Raw genomic sequence first — 20,483 nt, 5'->3', positions numbered from 1 at the left:
GCCAACCGCCTGCGCCGTCCCCGTCAGTCCGTCGGCCGCTTGGGCCGCCACACCACCAGCGCGCTCGCCTGCTGCACGTCCTGGTACGGCACCAAATCCCGGCGGTACGAGGCGTGCACCTGTGCCTCGCGCTGCCGCATCGCCGCCGCCGCGCCGTCGACCGCCGAGGACAGCTCGGCGATCCGCGACTGGAGCGCGGCCACCTGGTTCTCCAGCTCGATGATGCGCTTGATGCCGGCGAGGTTGATCCCCTCGTCCTGCGACAGCTGCTGCACCTGGCGGAGCAGCTCGATGTCGCGGGCCGAGTAACGCCGCCCCCGGCCCGCCGTACGGTCCGGGGAGACCAGCCCGAGCCGGTCGTACTGCCGGAGGGTCTGCGGGTGCAGCCCGGAGAGCTGGGCCGCCACCGAGATGACGTAGACCGGGGTCTCCTCAGTCAGCTGGTAGGGCCCGCCGAACGCCGCTGAGGGCTGCCGTCGCCGCCCGTCCCTGTCCATCGGGTCATGCTCCCTTCGCCGCCTGGAACAGCTCCGCCCGCGGATTCTCGTCCGCGGTCGCCTTCCGGTACGCCTCCAGCGCGTCGCGCGCCTCGGCGCCCAGATCCTTGGGCACCACGACCTCGACGGTGACCAGCAGGTCGCCGCGGCTGCCGTCCTTGCGGACGGCGCCCTTCCCACGGGCCCGCATCGTACGGCCGTTGGGCGTGCCCGCGGGCAGTTTCAGCGTCACCGGGGGACCGCCCAGGGTCGGCACCTTCACCTCGCCGCCGAGCGCCGCCTCCGCGAAGGTGACGGGCACGGTGATGGTGAGGTTGTCGTCCCTGCGGCCGAAGACCGGGTGCGCGTCGACGTGGACGACGACGTACAGATCGCCGTTCGGGCCGCCGCGCTCACCCGGCGCGCCCTTGCCGCGCAGCCGGATCCGCTGGCCGTCGCTGACGCCCGCCGGGATCCGTACCTGCATCGTCCGCGAGGACCTGGCGCGCCCGCTGCCCTTGCAGACCTCGCACGGGTCCTGGGCGATCAGCCCGCGGCCCTTGCAGTCCACACACGGGTCGGTCAGCGAGAAGCCGCCGCCGGAGCCGCGCGACACCTGTCCGGTGCCCACACAGGTCGGGCAGACCCGCGGGGTGCCGTTCTTGTCGCCCGTGCCCGAACACGCCTTGCAGGGTGCCTGGCTGGACATGCGCAGCGGGACCGTGGCCCCGTCGACCGCTTCGCTGAAGCTGAGTGTGACCTCGGACTCGATGTCCTGGCCACGGCGCGGCTGGGCGCGCGTACCGGGACCGCCGCCCCGGTTGAACAGCCCGCCGAAGACGTCCCCGAGTCCGCCACCGAAGCCACCGGCGCCGGCGCCGGGTCCGCCGGCCTGCGGACCGCCCTGGCCGCCGCCGAAGAGGTCGCCCAGGTCGAAGTTGAAGTTGCCGTTGCCGCCCGCGCCCGGCCCCGGGCGGAAGCCGCCGTTGCCGAACAGCGAGCGCGCCTCGTCGTACTCCTTGCGCCGCTTGGGGTCGCCGAGGACGTCATTCGCCTCGGAGATCTCCTTGAAGCGCTCCTCGGCCTTCGAGTCGCCCTTGTTGGCGTCCGGGTGGAACTCGCGGGCGAGCTTCCGGTACGCCTTCTTGATCTCGGCCTCGGTGGCGTCCTTGGGGACGCCGAGAACCTTGTAGTAGTCCTTCTCCACGAAGTCCTTGGTGCTCATTCCCGACGTCCCTCCTCTCCGACTTCACCTGAACAACCCGCGCGGCGACCCGCACAGCGCCCCTCGCGGCTGCCGCTGCCCGGCACCGCGCCGGACACCGCGTCAGCCCTCCTCAGGGCCACCGTTCTCCTCGTCCTTGGCCCCCGCCTCGTCCGCGGACTTGGGCTGGGCCCCGGGCTGGGGCTCCGCGACCGCGACCCGGGCCGGCCGGATCGTCCGCTCGCCGAACCGGTACCCCGGCTGGAGGATCGCGACGCACGTCGTCTCTGTGACGTCCGGCGCGTACGAGTGCATCAGGGCCTCGTGGATCGTCGGGTCGAAGGGCTCGCCCTCCGTACCGAACTGCTGGAGGCCCAGCTTGACCGTGACCGCCTCCAGCGACTCGGCGACCGACTTGAACCCGCCGACCAGCTCTTCGTGGTCGCGTGCCCGGCCGATGTCGTCGAGGACCGGCAGCAGCTCGGTCAGCAGGCTCGCCACGGCGATCTCCTTGACCGTGACGCGGTCCCGCTCCACCCTGCGGCGGTAGTTCTGGTACTCGGCCTGGAGCCGCTGGAGGTCGGCCGTGCGCTCGTGGAGCGCCGTACGGACCTGGTCCAGCTGCGCTGTCAGGGCTACGTCGTGTGCGTCCCCGGCCGGGGCCGCCGGGCCGGACTCCTTGAGGGAGTCCGACTCGGCGGCCTTCGGCGTGGCGTCTTCGGGACCGGCGCCGGAGGGAACGTCGGGCTTCTCGTCAAAGCCCGGGGTCTCCTCCGTCACGCCGCACCGTCCTTCTTCGGCTTCTCGTCGTCCACGATCTCGGCGTCGACGACGTCGTCGTCCTGGCCGCCCGGCGCCTGGCCGGCACCGGCCGCGCCCTCGGGACCGCCGGCGGCGGCACCGGACGCCTGGGCGTCCGCGTACATCGCCTGGCCGAGCTTCTGGGAGACGGCCGCGACCTTCTCCGTGGCGGTGCGGATCTCGGCGGTGTCCTCGCCCTTGAGCTTCTCCTTGAGGTCGACGATCGCCGTCTCGACCTCGGCCTTGACGTCGCCCGGGACCTTGTCCTCGTTGTCCTTGAGGAACTTCTCCGTCTGGTAGACGAGCTGTTCGGCCTGGTTGCGGGTCTCGGCGGCCTCGCGGCGGCGGTGGTCCTCGTCCGCGTACTGCTCGGCCTCTTCGCGCATCCGGTTGACCTCGTCCTTCGGCAGCGAGGAGCCACCGGTGACGGTCATCTTCTGCTCCTTGCCGGTGCCGAGGTCCTTCGCGGCCACGTGCATGATGCCGTTGGCGTCGATGTCGAAGGCGACCTCGATCTGCGGCACACCGCGCGGGGCGGGCGGCAGACCGGTCAGCTCGAACATACCGAGCTTCTTGTTGTACGCGGCGATCTCGCGCTCGCCCTGGTAGACCTGGATCTGCACGGACGGCTGGTTGTCCTCGGCCGTCGTGAAGATCTCGGAGCGCTTGGTCGGGATCGTCGTGTTGCGCTCGATGAGCTTCGTCATGATGCCGCCCTTGGTCTCGATACCCAGGGACAGCGGGGTGACGTCGAGCAGCAGGACGTCCTTGACCTCGCCCTTCAGGACACCGGCCTGGAGCACGGCGCCGATGGCGACGACCTCGTCCGGGTTGACGCCCTTGTTCGCGTCACGGCCGCCGGTCAGCGACTTGACCAGCTCGGCGACGGCGGGCATACGCGTCGAACCACCGACGAGGACCACGTGGTCGATCTCGGACAGCTGGATGCCGGCGTCCTTGATGACGTTGTGGAACGGGGTCTTGCAGCGCTCCAGGAGGTCCGCGGTCAGCTGCTGGAACTGAGACCGGGTGATCTTCTCGTCCAGGTGCAGCGGGCCCTCGGCGGACGCCGTGATGTACGGGAGGTTGATCGTGGTCTCGGAGGACGACGACAGCTCGATCTTCGCCTTCTCCGCGGCCTCGCGGAGACGCTGGAGAGCCATCTTGTCCTTGGACAGGTCCACGCCGTGACCGTTGGCGAACTGCTTCACCAGGAACTCGACGAGACGCTGGTCCCAGTCGTCACCACCGAGGTGGTTGTCACCGTTGGTGGCCTTCACCTCGACGACGCCGTCACCGATCTCCAGGAGCGACACGTCGAAGGTGCCGCCACCGAGGTCGAAGACCAGGATCGTCTGGTCGTCCTTGTCGAGGCCGTACGCCAGGGCGGCGGCCGTCGGCTCGTTGACGATACGCAGGACGTTGAGGCCCGCGATCTCACCGGCCTCCTTGGTGGCCTGGCGCTCCGAGTCGTTGAAGTACGCCGGGACGGTGATCACCGCGTCGGTGACCTTCTCGCCCAGGTACGCCTCGGCGTCCCGCTTCAGCTTCTGCAGCACGAAGGCCGACATCTGCTGCGGGTTGAAGTCCTTGCCGTCCAGGTTGATCTTCCAGTCGGTGCCCATGTGGCGCTTGACCGACCGGATGGTCCTGTCGACGTTCGTGACTGCCTGGCGCTTGGCTACCTCGCCGACGAGCACCTCGCCGTTCTTGGCGAAGGCGACGACGGACGGCGTGGTCCTGGCGCCCTCTGCGTTGGTGATGACGGTGGGCTCGCCGCCTTCGAGAACGCTGACGACGGAGTTTGTCGTGCCCAGGTCGATGCCGACCGCACGTGCCATTTCGATTCCTCCAGCTGACTTGAGTGGAACAGGCTCAAGGATGCCTCACAGATCACGAGGCGTCAACAGACCTGAGTCGGTGTGGCTCAACTATCGTGATAGTCGCTAGGTAGTACCGGGGGGCGAGGGGTACGGCCGGAGCGCCTGCGCGGCGGGCGCGGCCCCGCCTGGGATCGTTCCGTACCAAAGCCTAAGGAAACGCAACAGAACGGTCATTCATGGCCACGAAGCGACTGCTGGACCTGACCCTCGGTTCCATCCTGCTCCTGCTGGCGGCCCCTGTCCTGGCCACCGCCGCCCTCGCCGTCGCCCTCTCCCGGCCCGCCGGCGGTGTTTTCGTGCGCGTCCCGCACACGGGACTCAACGGACAAACCTTCCCGCTGAGTTCCCTGCGCACCCGCCGCTACCGGCTGGACCTGCTGTCCCGGCTGCCCCATGTCGTACGCGGCGATCTCTCCCTGGTCGGCCCGGCCCCGCTGCCGGCGGGCACCCCCCGGGCGGCGGCGCCCTGGCGTCAGCTCGTACGGCCCGGCCTGACGGGTCTGGCGCAGGTACGGCGGGACTCGGCGCTGCCGTGGGACGAGCCTGCGCTGCTCGATCAGCACTACGTGGAGCACCACTGGATCGGGCTGGACCTGGCGGTCCTCGCCGCGACCCCGGCCGCACTGGCCCGGCGCGGCCGGGGCTACGGTCAGGGTCGGAGTCAGGGTCACCTGAGCGACACAGATCACCGACCGGGCGTTACATTGCGGCGGAATAAGTGGGTACCCTCAGCACGAGTTCCATAAGTTACCGCTTAGTAATCAGCTCATATCAAGCTTCCGCCTCGCAGGCCCGAGGAGCCCCGAAATGCAACTCGCCGCGATCATCGTGTCGCTGGTCCTGATCGTGGTCGGCCTGGCGCTGTTCGCCCGTGCCATCGCCCAGATCTACCGCTTCGTGCGGCTCGGCCAGCCCGTACCCGCCGGCTCGCGCACCGACGACCCCGCGCAGCGCACCCTCACCGTGGCCAAGGAGTTCCTCGGCCACACCCGTATGAACCGCTGGGGCGTCGTCGGTGTGGCGCACTGGTTCGTGGCGATCGGCTTCTTCTCGCTGCTCCTGACGATCGTCAACGCCGTCGGCCAGCTGTTCAAGGCCGACTGGCTGCTGCCGGTCATCGGCGAATGGGCGCCGTACAACGTCTTCGTCGAGTTCCTCGGCCTGATGACCGTGCTCGGCATCCTGACCCTGATCGTCGTCCGGCAGCTGAGCACGCCCGGCAAGGCCGGCCGCAAGTCCCGCTTCGCGGGCTCCAACTTCGGCCAGGCGTACTTCGTCGAGGCCGTCATCCTCATCGTCGGTACGTGCATCATGATGCTGCACGCCCTGGAGGGCGCCCAGCACGGCGTCGACCACTACGAGGCGTCGTTCTTCGTCTCGTATCCGCTGGTCGCCGCCCTCAAGGGGCTCAGCTTCAGCACCCTCCAGAACCTCACGTACTTCTTCGCCGCCCTCAAGATCGCGACCTCCTTCATCTGGATGATCACGGTCGCGCTCAAGACCGACATGGGCGTCGCCTGGCACCGCTTCCTCGCCTTCCCCAACATCTGGTTCAAGCGGGAGGCGGACGGCGGTACGGCCCTGGGCGCGCTCCAGCCGATGACCAGCGGCGGCAAGGAGATCGACTTCGAGGAGCCGGGCGACGACGACGTCTTCGGTGTCTCGCAGGTGGAGCAGTTCTCGTGGAAGGGCCTGCTGGACTTCTCGACCTGCACGGAGTGCGGGCGCTGCCAGTCGCAGTGCCCGGCCTGGAACACCGGCAAGCCGCTCTCCCCCAAGCTGCTGATCATGTCCCTGCGCGACCACGCGCACGCCAAGGCGCCGTATCTGCTGGCCGGTGGCGGAAAGACCATGGAGGGCGAGGAGAAGGCGTCGGCGGAGCAGCTCGCGGGCGTCCCCGCGGCGGCGCTCGCGGAGGCGGAGCGCCCGCTGATCGGGACGCTGGAGGAGAACGGCGTCATCGACCCGGACGTCCTGTGGTCGTGCACGACGTGCGGCGCGTGCGTGGAGCAGTGCCCGGTGGACATCGAGCACATCGACCACATCGTCGACATGCGGCGCTACCAGGTGATGATCGAGTCCGCGTTCCCCAGCGAGGCGGGCACGATGCTCAAGAACCTGGAGAAGAAGGGCAACCCCTGGGGGCTCGCCAAGAAGCAGCGCGTCGAGTGGACCAAGGAGGTCGACTTCGAGGTCCCGGTCGTCGGCAAGGACGTCGAGGACCTGAGCGAGGTCGACTACCTCTACTGGGTCGGCTGCGCGGGCGCGCTGGAGGACCGGGCGAAGAAGACGACGAAGGCGTTCGCGGAGCTGCTGCACATCGCGGGCGTGAAGTTCGCGATCATGGGCGGCGACGAGAAGTGCACCGGTGATTCCGCGCGCCGCCTGGGCAACGAGCCACTCTTCCAGCAGCTCGGCCAGGAGAACGTCGCGATGCTCAACATGGCGTACGGCGAGGACGACGAGGACCCGGCGACGCGGAAACCGAAGGCGTCGAAGAAGATCGTCGCGACCTGCCCGCACTGCTTCAACACCATCGCCAACGAGTACCCGCAGCTCGGCGGCGAGTACGAGGTCATCCACCACACCCAGCTGCTCCAGCACCTGATCGACGAGGGCCGGCTGATCCCGGTGACCCCGGTCGAGGGCCTGATCACGTACCACGACCCGTGCTATCTGGGCCGGCACAACAAGATCTACACGCCGCCGCGCGAGATCATGTCGTCCGTTCCCGGTCTGCGGCAGCAGGAGATGCACCGCCACAAGGAGCGGGGCTTCTGCTGCGGCGCGGGCGGCGCGCGGATGTGGATGGAGGAGCGGATCGGCAAGCGCGTCAACAACGAGCGTGTCGACGAGGCCCTTTCGCTGAACCCGGACATCGTGTCGACGGCGTGCCCGTTCTGCCTGGTGATGCTGACGGACTCCGTCAACGGCAAGAAGGCAGCATCTGACAGTGGCTCCGCCACGGGCGTCCAGGCGAAGGAGTCGCTCCAGGTGGTGGATGTGGCGCAGCTGCTGCTGGATTCGGTACGGACGGAGCCGGTGGAGAGCGAGCCGGAGCAGGAGCCCGAGCCGGTGAAGTAGCGCGTGAACGAATGGCTGAAGCGGTCGGATCCGTAGCGTGGATCCGACCGCTTCGGTCATTTCTCGCGCGTTCTGGATCAGTCTCGCTCTTTATCTCTCCATCTCGCCCGGAACCTGCCTTGCTGCACCACTGGGGCCACTGATACTGGTAGTGCGTATGCGCATACGTATCGCGGTGGTCGGTGTCTGTACGGCGCTGCTGCTGACGGGCTGTACGTCCGCCTCCCCCGACGCGGCGGCCGGCCGACACTCCCTGGAGGCGAAGAACGGCGCCGCGGACGCGGCGGCGCGCCGAGCCGTACCGCGCGGCAGGGGAAGCGCCCTGCCGGACGACTTCAACGGCGACGGCCTCCCCGACCTCGTACTGAACGACCTGGTCAAGGCGGAGGGCGATACGTACGGGGACGACGCGGGCATCGGGATCGTGTACGGCACCGCGGGCGGTGCCGGGGTGGATCCGTCCGTACGGCAGCTCCTGACGCCCCGGGAGCGGGCGGCGAAGGTGGACGGGGTGCTGCCGGCGGCGTTCGAGGCGGAGGCGGCCTGTGATCTCGACGGGGACGGGTACGGCGATCTGATCATCACCACGGACCCGCCGTACAACGGCATCGGGATGCCGCCCGTACCGCTCCAGATCCTCTTCGGCGGCCCCACCGGGCTGACCGGGCGGGCGGTCGTCCTCAAGATCCCCGCCGTGGCGCGGGCGGGCAACGAGTGGCCCGACCACCCGGTCTGCGGCGACTTCGACGGCGACGGGAAGACGGACCTCGCGGTAACCGCGAGCGGCGGCCAGGTCAGCTTCCTGCGCGGCCCGTTCACCCGCGCCGGGGCACCGCGCTCCGCGGCGGCGCCGGTCCCGGCGGGCGGCCCGGTCCTGGCGGCACCCGAGCCGAAGGCGGACGCGAGCGCGGACGGGAGCGCGGACGTCAACGGCGACGGATACGACGACCTGGTCGTCCTGGGCCGCGCCCGTACGCCGGGACGGGCGGCCCGGGGCAGGCTGCTCCCGGGCGGCCCGAAGGGCTTCGGGGGCGCGGGGGCCACGTACGGCTTCAAAGCAACACGACTGCCGCCGGCGCCAAAGCTCCCGGCGGGCCGCGGCCGTACCGTCACGGAAGCGATCCGGCCGGGGTTCGGCGGCGGCCTGGCGACGCGGACGCACCGGGGCGAGACGACGGATGTGGTGGCGGTGTACGCGGCGGGCGGGCGGCGCCCGGTGACCACGTTCAGCACGTCGGTCTTCCTGGCGGGGGCGTCCTCGGGGACACCGACGGCCTCCCCTTAGGGGCCCGAGGATGCTCTGAGGGAGCCCTTGGGTTAACCCGTGGGAGCCCTTGTTGAGCCCTTAGGGGGCCCTTAGGGGGCCCTTAGGGGATGTCACAGCTCGGCAGCAAAGACCCGCCCGTTCCCCCAGGGCAGCCACCGCGCCCGCCGCGAGCGGGTACGTTCGATCGCGTGGCTGGATTCAGGATCGGACGCGGCCGGGACAACCGCACCCCGCAACAACAACCGCAGCGGCAGCAGCAGGGGCAGTACCCCCCGCAGCAACAGCCGTACGGACGGCAGGCGCCGCCCCCGAACTACGGAGGCGGTCAGCAGACCGCGCCCCCGTACGGGCAGCAGCAGTGGCCTCCCGCGGGCGGTACGCAGGGCGCCGGACAGGGCGGACACGGCGGGCACGGCAGACAGGGCGGCTACGGCGGCGGGTACGGCGGGCAGGGCGAGCCGGAGTACCTGGGCGACCCGTACGGCCAGACGCAGCCCGGCCCCTACGGGGGACGCCCGGCGCAGGGCACCGACCCGTACGCCAACAGCGCGGGTCACACCCAGGCGTTCAGCGTCCACGACGGCCAGTACCACGACGCCGGGCACGGCGACGGTGGCGGTGGCGGTGGCGGCTACCAGGCCACCGGCCCCTCGGGTCCGAAGCTCCCCTGGAAGGAGCTGCTGAGCGGCATCGTCACGCGCCCGGGTCCGACGTTCTTCCAGATGCGCGACTACCCGGTCTGGGGCCCGGCCCTGATCGTGACGTTCGTCTACGGTCTGCTGGCGCTCTTCGGCTTCGACACGGCGCGCGAGGACGCGATCAACTCGACGCTGTCCACGGCCATCCCGTACGCCCTGACGACGGCGGTCGCCTTCGTCATCGGCGGTCTGCTCCTGGGCGTGGTCACCCACACGCTCGCCCGCCAGCTCGGCGGCGACGGCGCGTGGCAGCCGACCGTCGGCCTCTCCATGCTGATCATGTCCATCACGGACGCCCCGCGACTGCTCTTCGCGCTTTTCCTGGGCGGCGAGAATTCACTGGTGCAGCTGTTGGGCTGGCTCACGTGGATCGGCGCGGGGGCGCTATTCACGGTAATGGTGAGCAAGTCGCACGATCTGCCGTGGCCGAAGGCGCTGGGGGCGTCGGCGATTCAGCTGATCGCGCTGCTGTCGCTGCTGAAACTGGGCACGCTGTAGCAGAAAAGGGCTTTCAACTTTCCTCCGTCAGGAGGGGTTGAAAGCCCTTTTAGCACACACCTACCACCTACACCTACTACTACCCACCAAGAGCCTCTCAGGCGTCAAGAACCTGCCCACTGCGCCGCACGACGGGCGGCTCGACGCTCCAGGGGAAGTTGATCCAGTCGTCGGTGCGCTTCCAGACGTACTCGCACTTCACGAGGGACTGCGCCTTCTCGTAGATGACGGCGCTGCGCACCTCGGCGACATGGTCGACACAGAAGTCGTGCACGAGTTTCAGCGTTTTGCCGGTGTCCGCGACATCGTCGGCGATGAGGACTTTCTTGTTGGAGAAGTCGATGGCGTTGGGCACGGGGGCGAGCATGACGGGCATCGCGAGTGTGGTGCCGACCCCGGTATAGAACTCGACATTCACCAGATGAATGTTTTTGCAGTCGAGTGCGTAAGCGAGCCCGCCGGCGACGAACACACCGCCGCGCGCGATGCTGAGCACGACATCCGGCTCGTAACCGTCGTCGGCGACTATCTGCGCGAGTTCACGGACGGCCCGCCCGAACTTCTCGTACGTCAGATTCTCTCGGTTCTCGCTCATGCCTGTGTCACACCTGCGTCCGGTGGAAATTGAGATACGAACGGGACGCGGTCGGCCCCCGCTGCCCCTGATAGCGCGAGCCGTACTTCTCGGACCCGTACGGGAACTCCGCCGCCGAGCTGAGCCGGAAGAGACAGAGCTGCCCGATCTTCATCCCCGGCCAGAGCTTGATGGGGAGCGTCGCCATATTCGACAGTTCGAGCGTGACATGCCCGGAGAAACCGGGGTCGATGAACCCGGCGGTCGAGTGCGTCACCAGCCCCAGCCGGCCGAGGCTCGACTTGCCCTCCAGCCGGGAGGCGATGTCGTCGGGCAGCGAGATGACCTCGTACGTCGACGCCAGCACGAACTCCCCGGGGTGGAGGATGAACGGTTCGTCCCCCTCCGGCTCCACCGTGCGGGTGAGATCGGCCTGCTCGACGGCGGGGTCGATATGCGGATACCGATGGTTCTCGAACACCCGGAAATACCGGTCGAGCCGCACATCGATGCTGGAGGGCTGCACCATCGATGCGTCATACGGATCGAGGCGTACGCGTCCGGAATCCAGCTCGGCCCGGATGTCCTTGTCTGAGAGAAGCACGTCCTGAGGATACGCAGAGCGCGCGAGCCCACCCCAATCGGGCAGCCCGCACGCTCCGCGCCGACAACGTCAGCCCCGCTCGGCCTCCGCCACCGCGGGCTCCACGATCACGGCATGCCGCAACCGCGCACACCTCGGACACCGGATAAGTCTCCCGGGCCCGATCCTCCCGGCGTCGAGCTGCTGCATCGGGAACGTAGCGGTGCTGAACACATGGCCTTCGGCACAGCGGACGACGGTGCGCTCCATCAAGTCCATCAGGTCCTTTCCCCAACAAACGCGGACAAACGCCACCCTAGAGGATCCCCCCACTCCACCCCCACCGGCACTCCGCACGGGCACCCTACGCCCCAACTCCCGCCCCCACCCCCCACATCCACCCCCACTCCCCACCCCCCAAAACGCAGAAGACCCCCACGGCACAAATCGCCTGGGGCCCGCCATGAGGTAGAGTGTCCGACGAAGCACAGCCCTCAGGGCTCTGCGACGCGGGTGTAGTTTAATGGTAGAACATGAGCTTCCCAAGCTCAGAGCGCGAGTTCGATTCTCGTCACCCGCTCCATTACAAAGGCCTTGGTCGCAGACCCGGGCCTTTCTTGTGGTCCAGACCAATTCTGGGCCGCGTGCCATTCGCGTGCCATAAGGGGCCGATTACCGCGCCGATTTGAGAATCGCAAGCCCCCGGGCGGTGAACTGACGCCCGGCCATCTCACATCGCGAGATCCATTTCAGGTGACCTGCGCCACATGGCGACCGGATCATGGCTCCGGTGTCCCGGCTCGGGCACCAGTCGCAAGGTAGGTCGCGGGTGGTCGGCGGGCCTCGTTCGCCGCCCGGGGCGAGATGAAGTGGGGCGCCCGCACGGCGTGCGCCTGTCGACCCGGGGCATGGCACCGCCTGATCGGCCGAAGACTGATGCCGTTCTGGCGCCCGCCGACGCGTCAGCCACCTCGGCTCGGCGAGTGGGCGGATCATCGGCTCCGTGGTCCCGTGGGATCGTCACCAGTCGATCAGCATCACGCCGACGCTGGCACCGCTGGCCAGGCCGAACAGCGCCACCCGTGTTCCCCGGCGCAGCCTGCCCTCGTCGAGGGCACGGGCGAGCTGGAGGGGGAGTGTGGCAGCGCTCACGTTGCCGGTGTGCGCGAAGGTGGGCACGACGGTGTTGACGTCGATTCCCATGCGTTCACAGAAGGTGCGGACGAAGGGAACGGACGGCTGGTGAACGCAGACGAGGCCGAGCTCGTTCGGATTGACGCCCTGCTCCTTGAGCCACTGCCCGGCCTGGATGTCCAGGTCGTGGAAGGAGGCGAGCAGTCGCGCGGGGTCGATGTGCAGGCCCAGCGGCTTGTTCTGGACCTGGTGGGGGTTGAACAGGGTTGCGGCGGGCCAGCCCTGGGAGTTCGCCAGGAAGACGCTGGCGGTGATCCCGGGTTCGGTGGATGCCTCGACGAGGAGGGCGGCACCCATGTCTCCGCCGGTCACGGAGGCGATGGCCGTTCGCAGGTCGTCCTGGCTGGACAGTGACCACCGGCTGAACCGGGTTCCCAGTTCGCCGCATGCGATGACGATCCGTCGGTAGCGGCCGCCGCGGATGAAGGCATCGGCGACTTCGAGGGCGTTCAGCACGCTGTTGCAAGCGTTGGAGATGTCGAAGACCGGGCAGGTAAGGCCCGTCTTCGCTGCCACGACATGGCCGTTGGCGGGCTCTTGGACATCGGCGCTGACGGCGGCGAACAGCAGCAGGTCGATCTGGCCCGGCTCCACGCCCGCCCGGTCCAGCAGCAGGTCGACGGCGCGGGCCGCGAGGTCGGACGGCAGTTCGCCCTCGGGGGCGACCAAGCGCTCCTCCAGCCCGAACAGCCGCCGCACCAACCCGGCCGGAACTCGCAGGCTCGGGCTGTGCTCGCGCAGCGTCTCCTCTACGGCCTGCGCGCTCTGGCGGCCGGCGGGCAGGTGGACGGCCACCTGTGTGATCCGGCTGTACGCGCCCCGACCACCCGCCCACCGAGGGCGGCCCGAGCCGGCATCGCGCTCGCGAGCACCGGACAGTCCACCGGCTGGTGCGGCCGCCATCGCGGTCATGAGTCACGCTCCACAGTCCCTGGCAGGCTCGCGCCCCGTGCGCCTCTGCTCGCCGATCAACGACTGGACCTGAGCCCGGTTACGTCTGCCTGCGCGAAGCGCCGGACCGGCGGGGTGCCGGTCCGGCGCTCGGAGGAGGGTCACGCCTCCCGCACGGCCGGTCCGTCGGCGTCACGCGCACGCGGAACGAGTGGGTGGACGGTCGCGCCGTCGGCAGTGCCGTCAGCCGTCCTCGCCCGCTGACGGCGTACGTCGCTGTCGATGTCGGCGGCGAGCTTGCGCTGGTGCTCCTTGGTGGAGTGCTGGTAGATCAGCTGTGCCCTCTCGGACGACTGACCCGCACGGACCATGAGGTCCTTCAGCTTGGCACCGGTGTCGGCGGCGAGCGTGTTGCCGGTGTGGCGCAGGTCGTAGAACCGGAAGCCCTCGGGCAGGCCGGCCGCCTCGCGCGCCTTGCGCCACTTGCGGCCGAAGGTGGTGCCCCGCAGGGCCGCCCCCTTCTCACCGACGAACACCAGCCCACCGGGTCCGGGCTGGGCGAACCAGTCCAGGTGTCGCCGCACGTCGATGTGGACGAAGGCCGGCAGCACGATCTCCCGCTTCCCCGCACGGGACTTGGGGGCACCGACGGCTCGGCGGCCGGTGTTCAGCTCGGGCGCGGCACGGCGCACCCGTACCGAGCCGGCGTCCAGGTCGATGTCGCCCCGTCGCAGCTCGGCCAGTTCCTCCGGGCGCATCGAGGCGAAGGCTCCCAGCAGCACCATCAGGCGCCAGCGCAGCCCGATCACGTCAGCCAGGGCGAAGACCTGCACGACCGTGGCGACGGGGCGCTCGTCCGCCTCCTCGCGGCCTGCGCCACGGATTCGGCACGGATTCTTGCGGATCATGTCGTCCTCGACCGCCGTCTCCATGATGGCCTTCAGCAGACGGTACGACTTGGCGACCGTCGTAGCCCCCGTGGCTTTCAACCGCTCCGCGCGCCAGGTCCTGACCCTGGACGGGCTGATCACGTTTACGTACAGCTGTCCGAACGTCGGCTCAAGGTGCAGCCGCAGCAGCCTGCGGTACAGCTCGTCCGTGGTGGGCGCGACGCCTCGCTCGTCGATCCAGCGCGTGGCGTACTTGCCGAACGTCACCTCGCCTACGGTCGGGTCGATCCAGTTACCGCGCGTCTGGTCGGCCTGGACCTGGGCGAGGAAGACCTCGGCGTCGCGCTTCGTCTCGTATGTGTCCGGGGCTGGGCGCAGGACTCCGTCCGAGCCGGGGTAGCGCGCTTGGTACCGGCCGGAGGGCAATTTACGGACTGCACCGAAGCTGCGGCGAGGCGCCCTCTTCTGCGCGCGTGCCATCAAGCCGCCCTCCCGTACCGCGAGCGGTTACTGCGCACAGGGTCAACGGTGCGCTCTTCTACGTACGCGGCCAGCGCGCTTTCCGGGATGCGGACGGGCTTGCCGAGCTTCACGTAGCGGATACGGCGTTCCTGGATAAGGCGCCGGATGAAGCGGACGCCCGTTCCGAGGCGCTGTGCGGCCTCCTCCACGGTGAGGAGGCGATCAGCCGTGTGTGTCACCTCCTCTGCGGCACGCGTGGCCTGTGTGGAGGCAGGAGGTATCGCCGGGCGGCGCAAGGGGAGTCCTCTCCTGGCAGTCGGGGCGCGGCAACGCCGCCGGTCTGCCGGGTTGATCGAAAGGGATGGCGGTTGTTGACCCGTTCTGAGGGCTTGCGTACCCAGGACGGAAGGAGTTCGGGACTACGCGGAGGGGTTGGGCTGGTCGCCGGGTGGGGGTCCGTAGGTCTGCAGCATGTGGCTGGTGGCTGCTTCGGCCATCGCGTTGGAGACCATGACATCGGCCTCTTCGTGGATGTCGGGGTGTTCGGTGAGGTAGGCGTCAAGGGCGTCGCGTGCCCGGGTGAAAGCGGCGTTGGCGCGTTGGGTCTGGCGGTACGCGTCCACGACGTCGTCGATGAGTTCCATGGCTCTGGCCATGGCCGCGAGCCGGGGAGGGCCGACCAGGTTGCGCAGCGGGACGCCGAAGATCTCGGCGAAGCCGATCGCCTCGTCCACGTTGATGCGGCGTTTGCGGTTCTCGATGCGCCAGACCGCGGACGGGTTCATGTCGAAGCCGGCCTCGTTCATGCGGTCGGACAGGGAGTTGGTGCTCCAACCGCGCGCTTCGCGTTCCAGCTTGATCCGTACCGCGACGTTCTCCTCGCCGCTGAGCAGGACCCCCTGGGAAGAGTCTCCATCAGCCATGCCCACCTCCTTCCATACGTAGTACGGCGCTGCGATTCGCAAGTAGATCAACAGTAGCACGCCACTGCGAGATGCAGAACACTTCTGCGATCCGCAATTCATGTGGCATACTGGTAGTGCAAGCCGCAGCAGACCGAAGGAGCCACACGACCGCACGAAAAAGCCCCCCGGCAGAACCGGGGGGCCAAGCGCAAGCCTCTCAACCGCCATCCCTAGCGATCAACCTGCGAGGCCGGGATTGCCGTCCCATATGGCCCGCAAGCAGAGGAGCTCGTGTCCAGTATGGACGAAGCCACCCCGAAAACGCCATCCCTCCCCGCCACACCCGTCGTATGGCCGCCCGTCGCCATACCCGGCCGGCCCGTCGAGCCTGGACCGCCCGTGGACGGACCCGATCCTGCCCCGGCCTCCGAAGGCGAGCAGGTACTGGCAGATCTGCGGGCGCAGATCCGGCGGTACGTCGTGCTGCCGAACGAGGAAGCCTTCACCGCCGTCACCCTGTGGGTCGCGGCCACCCACCTGCAGACCGCGTGGCAGCACGCCCCGCGACTGGCCGTGGTCGGACCGGCGAAGCGGTGCGGGAAGTCGCGGTTGCTGGATGTGATCACCGAGACCGTCCACGATCCACTGATCACGGTCAACGCCTCGGCCGCAGCGGTGTTCCGGTCGATCACCGCGACCCCGCCCACCCTGCTGGTCGACGAGGCCGACACTCTCTTCGGCTCCGCGAAGGTCGCGGAGAAGAACGAGGAGATGCGCGGACTGCTCAACGCCGGGCACCAGCGCAACCGCCCCACCCTGCGGGTCTCCGGACCCAACCACGAGGTCGCGAAGTTCCCCACCTTCGCCATGGCCGCCCTGGCGGGCATCGGAGACCTGCCCGACACGATCATGGACCGCTCCGTCGTCATACGGATGCGCCGCCGCAGGCCCGGCGAGAAGGTCGCGGAGTTCCGTACCGTCCGCGACACCCCCTCGCTCCACGCGCTGCGCGACCGGCTCCTGGCATGGCTGACCCCGCTCCACACCGAGGCGATGGAGCTGACTCCGGCCATGCCGGTCGAGGACCGGGCAGCCGACACCTGGCAACCGCTGGTCGCCATAGCCGATCTCGGCGGCGGCCCATGGCCCGGCCTCGCCCGCGCCGCCTGCCTGGCCATGACCCAGCACGAGGCCCAGCAGGACCAGGACACCAGCGGCCTGGGAATCCGGCTGCTCCTCGACATCCGCCGCGCCTTCACCGCCGAGGGCAACCCGCCGGTGATCCGCACCAGCCGACTCCTCGACATCCTCAACAAGGACGACGAGACCCCCTGGCCGGAGTACACCGCCAACGGCCTCACCCCCCGCGGGCTGCAACTCCTGCTCAGGGACTACGGCATCAGCTCGGCCAACCGCCGCTTCCACGGCGACGTCCAGGCCAAGGGCTTTACGCGCCTGCAGTTCGCCGACTCCTGGGCACGCTACTGCCCCGAGTCCACGCCTACGGCTACGCCCACGCCGGAACGCGCGACCGGCGCCTGACCCGGCACGACCCGTCGCGACTCGTCTCCGCGCAGGTCAGCGCGGGGACGGGTCGACGACCGGCAACGAGTCGACCCGACATCACCGCCGCACCCGTACCTGCCCTGACCAGGTACGCAACGAGTCGCGACGAGTGTCCCCACACCACGGGTCCCACCAGCCACCCCCGCATTCCTGGAGCACCACCTTGCCCTCACCCACCACCGCCGTCACCGGCATGCCCCCGTCCGCTTCGCCGCTGCTGCCTCTGGCCGCCGCGATACGTGCCGGTGTGGCGCTGCTGGCCGTGGCAGCCTTCGCGCTCTCCTACGACGCCCTGCGCCAGATGGCCGCCGCCAGCCACATCCACCAGGCGCTCACCTACGCCTTCCCGCTCGTCATCGACGGCTTCATCGCCATCGGGATCGGCGCCCTGCTCGTCCTGCGTACCGCGCCGCTCTCCGCCCGCCTCTACGTCTCGGCGCTGGTCGGCATCGCCACCGCCACAAGCATCTGGGCCAACGTCCTGCACGCCATCCGCCTCAACCAACAGGACCGCCACACCGGCCTCGCCCTCGACGACATCACCGTCGGCGTCATCTCCGCCATCGCCCCACTCGCCCTCGCCGGAGCCGTCCACTTCTACCTCCTCGTCGCCCGCCGCCCGGCAGCTCCCCACGGCCACAACAGCGAACGCCACACCCCAGACGCCGGCCACAAAACCACGGCGGGAGGCCAGGACAGCGGCTCGTCACCGCTGCCAGTCGCGAAGGCCGACGACGTGGCGAAGGCCGCCACGAACCAAGTGGCGGAACCCGACAGCCGACCCGATACGACGGGCGGTCGCCGCCCCAGCATCTCCCTGAAGCAGGCCATGGACATCGGCCGCACAGCCCCGCTCGGACGGGCCGGCCGCGTCTCGCGCCGCAACATCGAGAAAGCAGTCCACGCCGAGGAACTCGGCATCGCCCGAAGCCGCCTGGACGAGGTCAAGGAGCTACTGCAGGCCGAACGAGACAAGGCCGGCACCTGCACCAGCTGAACCCCGCAGCCCACGTCACCCGGCCCGCCGCTCCCGTGAATCAGCACGAGAGCGGCGGGCCCCACCCCACACCTCTTCCAGGAGCCCTCATGACTGACCGCCACCGCGAACTCCCTTCCACACAGAAGGAGATGACCTCTACCCCAGCCTCAGGCGGAGCAAGGTATCCCGTTGGACCGTCCACCGGCCGGTCCAACGGGGAAGCCTCCGCCCCAGGGGTGGCGGAGGCACTCGGGCACCAGGGGGTGCCCGAGGAGGAGACGCCCGTCGTCACGGAGCCACGGCTCCCTCGTGCCGCCGACGAAGCCGCGCTGCACCGCGTCGCCCGCCGCCGCGCCCGTAAAGAAACCCAGCGCAAAGAACGCGTCGACGTGCGCTACAGCACCGACGAGAAGACCGACATCCTCGCCATGGCCCGGTCGCTGAACATCGCCGCCGCCCACTACGTCGGCGCCCTCGTCATGGCCCACGTCCACGGCGACCTCGCCCTGCCCGGCCACCGCACCCCCGTCGACGACCTCATCGACGAACTCAACGCCCTGCGCACCCAGGTCGCGAAGATCGGCACCAACATCAACCAGATCGCCCGCGTCCTCAACTCCGGCGGCCACCCACACCCCCAGGACACCACCGTCCTCGCCCAGGCCGAACGAACCCTGAACGCCGTCGCCACCACCGTCACCGCCATCGACGTCACCTCAGACCACACGGCTTCCACGAAGCAGGCCGCCTGAATGATCGCCAAAATCACCAGCGGCAAGAACACCGCCAAACTGATCGGCTACCTCTACGGCCCAGGACGGGCCAACGAACACACCGACCCCCACCTGGTCGCCTCCTGGGACGGCTTCGCCCCCGACCCCGGCCGCACCAACAACTTCAAGGCGACCAAGCAGCGCCTCGCCAACGCCCTGGACCTACGGGTGAAACAGGCCGGCGACCACGCCCCCGACCAGCACGTGTGGCACTGCTCGGTCCGCGCCGCACCCGAGGACCGCCTCCTCACCGACGACGAATGGGCGGCCATCGCCAACCGTGTTGTGGCCGCCACCGGCATCGCACCCGACGACGACCCCGACGGCTGCCGATGGATCGCTGTACGCCACGCCCCCGACCACATCCACATCGCCGCCACCAAAGTACGAGGCGACCTCCGCCCCGCCCGACACTGGAACGACTACCTCACCGCGGACCGCGAACTCGCTACCATCGAGAAGGAATACGGGCTACGCGAGGTCGTACGCGGCGACCGCACCGCCGCCCCACGCCCCACCCGCGCCGAGAAGGAGAAAGCCCAGCGAGCGGGGCAGGTGATGACGGCGCGCGAGCAACTGCGCACCACGGTCCGCACCGCCGTATCCATCGCGGCCGGCCCCGAGGAATTCCTCGCCCTGCTCACCGGAATCGACAGCATGCTGGTCGAGATCCAGCGCTTCCCCTCAGGCGACATCCGCGGCTACAAAGTCGCGCTCCCCGACGACACCAACGCCGCGGGCGAACCGGTCTGGTTCTCCGGCTCCAAGCTCGCACCGGACCTGTCGTACCCCAAGATCCACGAACGCCTGACCGCCGTCGAGCCCGTCGACCGACGCAGGACCAACCCCTGGCACCAGGCCACCGCCACCACCGAACGCATCCCCACCCACCTCGACCACGGCGACGACAACGCCGCCCAGGCCCACCTCGCCGCCTTCGGCGAGGCCCTCGACGCCCTCCCCCGCCTCGCGCCCGAGCACATCCGGCCCCAGCTCCGGCAAGCGGCCACCGCCTTCGAACGCGCCACCCGCTCCCGTATCCACGCCGAACACCACCACGCCCGCGCCCTGCGCGGCGCCGTACGCGCCATGCGCACCCAGCCCGTCACCGGCGACGGAGCCCTCCTCGCCATGTTCCTCGACGCCGCGATCCTCGCTGTCATCGCCGCCACCCGCTGGCACGACCTCCGCCATCACCAGCAACAGACCATCGCGGCCAGGGAAACTCTGGAGCACCTGCGCACCGCGTACGCACAGGCCGCACCCGAGCCACTCGCCACTCTCGTCCGGAACAACACACCGCCGAGGACCGTCGAGCGCTATGCGGAGCAACTACGTTCCGTGGTCCCCGCCCATGCCGACCGGATCACCGCGGACCCGTCGTGGGATGCCCTGGCCGGCGCGCTCGCGACCGCCGAGGAGGCAGGCCACGACCCCGCAAGGATTCTCCAGCAGGCAGCCCAGATAAAGCCGTTGGACGATGCGCGGTCCCCCGGCGAGGTTCTCGTCTGGCGCGTACACCGACTCGCCCAGCGCCAGGCTCCAAGCGCTCGCGCGCTCGCCGCCCAGGCTCGTACGACCGTGCCCGGTGCGACGGTACGCCCTGCCCGAAGCCTGCCGAGCGTCCCGCAGCCACCGATGTCGGCGCCGCCGCCGCAGCGGCATCGCTGACCATCTGGGGAACCGGGGCACCTGGGCGTCATGGACCCGGGAGATGATGGCGACCACCATCGAGGTGCGTCTGATCAGCGGATC

Annotated in this window: 19 protein-coding genes and 1 tRNA gene; 9 read left to right on the top strand and 11 right to left on the bottom strand. The window is 69.4% G+C overall.

What is annotated here, in order from left to right; genetic code table 11:
- Positions 1–23: 23 nt before the first annotated feature.
- The 4 genes from DVK44_RS18130 to dnaK form a co-directional block, all read right to left on the bottom strand.
- Positions 24–497 (bottom strand): heat shock protein transcriptional repressor HspR, encoded by a 474-nt coding sequence (locus DVK44_RS18130; RefSeq protein WP_114660595.1) that lies wholly within the window; start codon positions 495–497, stop codon positions 24–26.
- Between the two features lie 4 nt (positions 498–501).
- Positions 502–1,701 (bottom strand): molecular chaperone DnaJ, encoded by a 1,200-nt coding sequence (gene dnaJ, locus DVK44_RS18125; RefSeq protein WP_114660594.1) that lies wholly within the window; start codon positions 1,699–1,701, stop codon positions 502–504.
- Positions 1,702–1,803: 102 nt separating this feature from the next.
- Entirely contained in the window at positions 1,804–2,460 is a 657-nt protein-coding gene (gene grpE / locus DVK44_RS18120) for a nucleotide exchange factor GrpE (protein WP_114660593.1), read from the bottom strand.
- Positions 2,457–4,322 (bottom strand): molecular chaperone DnaK, encoded by a 1,866-nt coding sequence (dnaK, locus tag DVK44_RS18115; RefSeq protein ID WP_114660592.1) that lies wholly within the window; start codon positions 4,320–4,322, stop codon positions 2,457–2,459. The genes grpE and dnaK overlap by 4 nt, the downstream gene beginning before the upstream one ends.
- 218 nt (positions 4,323–4,540) lie before the next feature.
- On the opposite strand from dnaK, the gene DVK44_RS18110 reads away from it, so the two are divergent.
- From DVK44_RS18110 to DVK44_RS18095, 4 genes are all read left to right on the top strand, one after another.
- Entirely contained in the window at positions 4,541–5,110 is a 570-nt protein-coding gene (locus DVK44_RS18110) for a sugar transferase (protein WP_114660591.1), read from the top strand.
- Positions 5,111–5,171: 61 nt separating this feature from the next.
- Positions 5,172–7,448, top strand: coding sequence for a (Fe-S)-binding protein (locus DVK44_RS18105; protein ID WP_114660590.1), 2,277 nt, complete (start codon positions 5,172–5,174; stop codon positions 7,446–7,448).
- Positions 7,449–7,605: 157 nt separating this feature from the next.
- On the top strand, positions 7,606–8,733 hold the full coding sequence (locus DVK44_RS18100) for an FG-GAP repeat domain-containing protein (RefSeq protein WP_114660589.1): 1,128 nt from the start codon (positions 7,606–7,608) through the stop codon (positions 8,731–8,733).
- A 170-nt stretch (positions 8,734–8,903) separates the two neighbouring features.
- Positions 8,904–9,911, top strand: coding sequence for a Yip1 family protein (locus tag DVK44_RS18095; RefSeq protein WP_114660588.1), 1,008 nt, complete (start codon positions 8,904–8,906; stop codon positions 9,909–9,911).
- 97 nt (positions 9,912–10,008) lie between these two features.
- Here DVK44_RS18095 and DVK44_RS18090 read toward each other — a convergent pair whose 3' ends face one another.
- The 3 genes from DVK44_RS18090 to DVK44_RS37165 form a co-directional block, all read right to left on the bottom strand.
- Positions 10,009–10,506, bottom strand: coding sequence for a phosphoribosyltransferase (locus DVK44_RS18090; RefSeq protein WP_114660587.1), 498 nt, complete (start codon positions 10,504–10,506; stop codon positions 10,009–10,011).
- Positions 10,507–10,513: 7 nt separating this feature from the next.
- Entirely contained in the window at positions 10,514–11,089 is a 576-nt protein-coding gene (dcd, locus tag DVK44_RS18085) for a dCTP deaminase (protein ID WP_114660586.1), read from the bottom strand.
- 69 nt (positions 11,090–11,158) lie between these two features.
- Positions 11,159–11,347: a hypothetical protein gene (locus tag DVK44_RS37165; RefSeq protein ID WP_114660585.1), complete on the bottom strand. Its 189-nt coding sequence runs from the start codon at positions 11,345–11,347 to the stop codon at positions 11,159–11,161.
- A 230-nt stretch (positions 11,348–11,577) separates the two neighbouring features.
- Here DVK44_RS37165 and DVK44_RS18075 point away from each other — a divergent pair.
- Positions 11,578–11,651, top strand: a tRNA-Gly gene (locus DVK44_RS18075).
- A gap of 437 nt (positions 11,652–12,088) precedes the next feature.
- Here the strand turns inward: DVK44_RS18075 and DVK44_RS18070 are convergent.
- The 4 genes from DVK44_RS18070 to DVK44_RS18055 form a co-directional block, all read right to left on the bottom strand.
- Complete coding sequence (locus DVK44_RS18070) at positions 12,089–13,174, bottom strand: 3-oxoacyl-ACP synthase III family protein (RefSeq protein ID WP_228447230.1); 1,086 nt, start codon at positions 13,172–13,174, stop codon at positions 12,089–12,091.
- A gap of 140 nt (positions 13,175–13,314) precedes the next feature.
- Positions 13,315–14,523 carry a tyrosine-type recombinase/integrase gene (locus DVK44_RS18065; RefSeq protein WP_114660584.1) on the bottom strand — a complete coding sequence of 403 codons (1,209 nt, stop codon included), beginning with the start codon at positions 14,521–14,523 and terminating at the stop codon, positions 13,315–13,317.
- The gene (locus tag DVK44_RS18060; protein WP_231717289.1) at positions 14,523–14,714 is read right to left on the bottom strand and encodes a helix-turn-helix domain-containing protein; all 192 of its coding nucleotides are present in this window, start codon (positions 14,712–14,714) and stop codon (positions 14,523–14,525) included. The genes DVK44_RS18065 and DVK44_RS18060 overlap by 1 nt, the downstream gene beginning before the upstream one ends.
- 210 nt (positions 14,715–14,924) lie before the next feature.
- A complete protein-coding gene (locus tag DVK44_RS18055; protein WP_114660582.1) occupies positions 14,925–15,428 on the bottom strand; it encodes a helix-turn-helix domain-containing protein in 504 nt (167 codons plus the stop codon).
- A 282-nt stretch (positions 15,429–15,710) separates the two neighbouring features.
- On the opposite strand from DVK44_RS18055, the gene DVK44_RS18050 reads away from it, so the two are divergent.
- From DVK44_RS18050 to DVK44_RS18035, 4 genes are all read left to right on the top strand, one after another.
- Positions 15,711–16,952, top strand: coding sequence for a DUF3631 domain-containing protein (locus tag DVK44_RS18050; protein ID WP_114660581.1), 1,242 nt, complete (start codon positions 15,711–15,713; stop codon positions 16,950–16,952).
- A gap of 187 nt (positions 16,953–17,139) precedes the next feature.
- On the top strand, positions 17,140–17,973 hold the full coding sequence (locus DVK44_RS18045; protein ID WP_114660580.1) for a DUF2637 domain-containing protein: 834 nt from the start codon (positions 17,140–17,142) through the stop codon (positions 17,971–17,973).
- Positions 17,974–18,191: 218 nt separating this feature from the next.
- Positions 18,192–18,707: a MobC family plasmid mobilization relaxosome protein gene (locus DVK44_RS18040; RefSeq protein ID WP_408055331.1), complete on the top strand. Its 516-nt coding sequence runs from the start codon at positions 18,192–18,194 to the stop codon at positions 18,705–18,707.
- Positions 18,708–20,399 (top strand): relaxase/mobilization nuclease domain-containing protein, encoded by a 1,692-nt coding sequence (locus DVK44_RS18035; RefSeq protein WP_114660578.1) that lies wholly within the window; start codon positions 18,708–18,710, stop codon positions 20,397–20,399.
- The last annotated feature ends 84 nt before the right edge of the window (positions 20,400–20,483 follow it).

Source organism: Streptomyces paludis (genome assembly GCF_003344965.1).
GTDB classification, from domain to species: Bacteria; Actinomycetota; Actinomycetes; order Streptomycetales; family Streptomycetaceae; genus Streptomyces; species Streptomyces paludis.
This window is presented reverse-complemented; position numbering and strand designations above follow the sequence as displayed.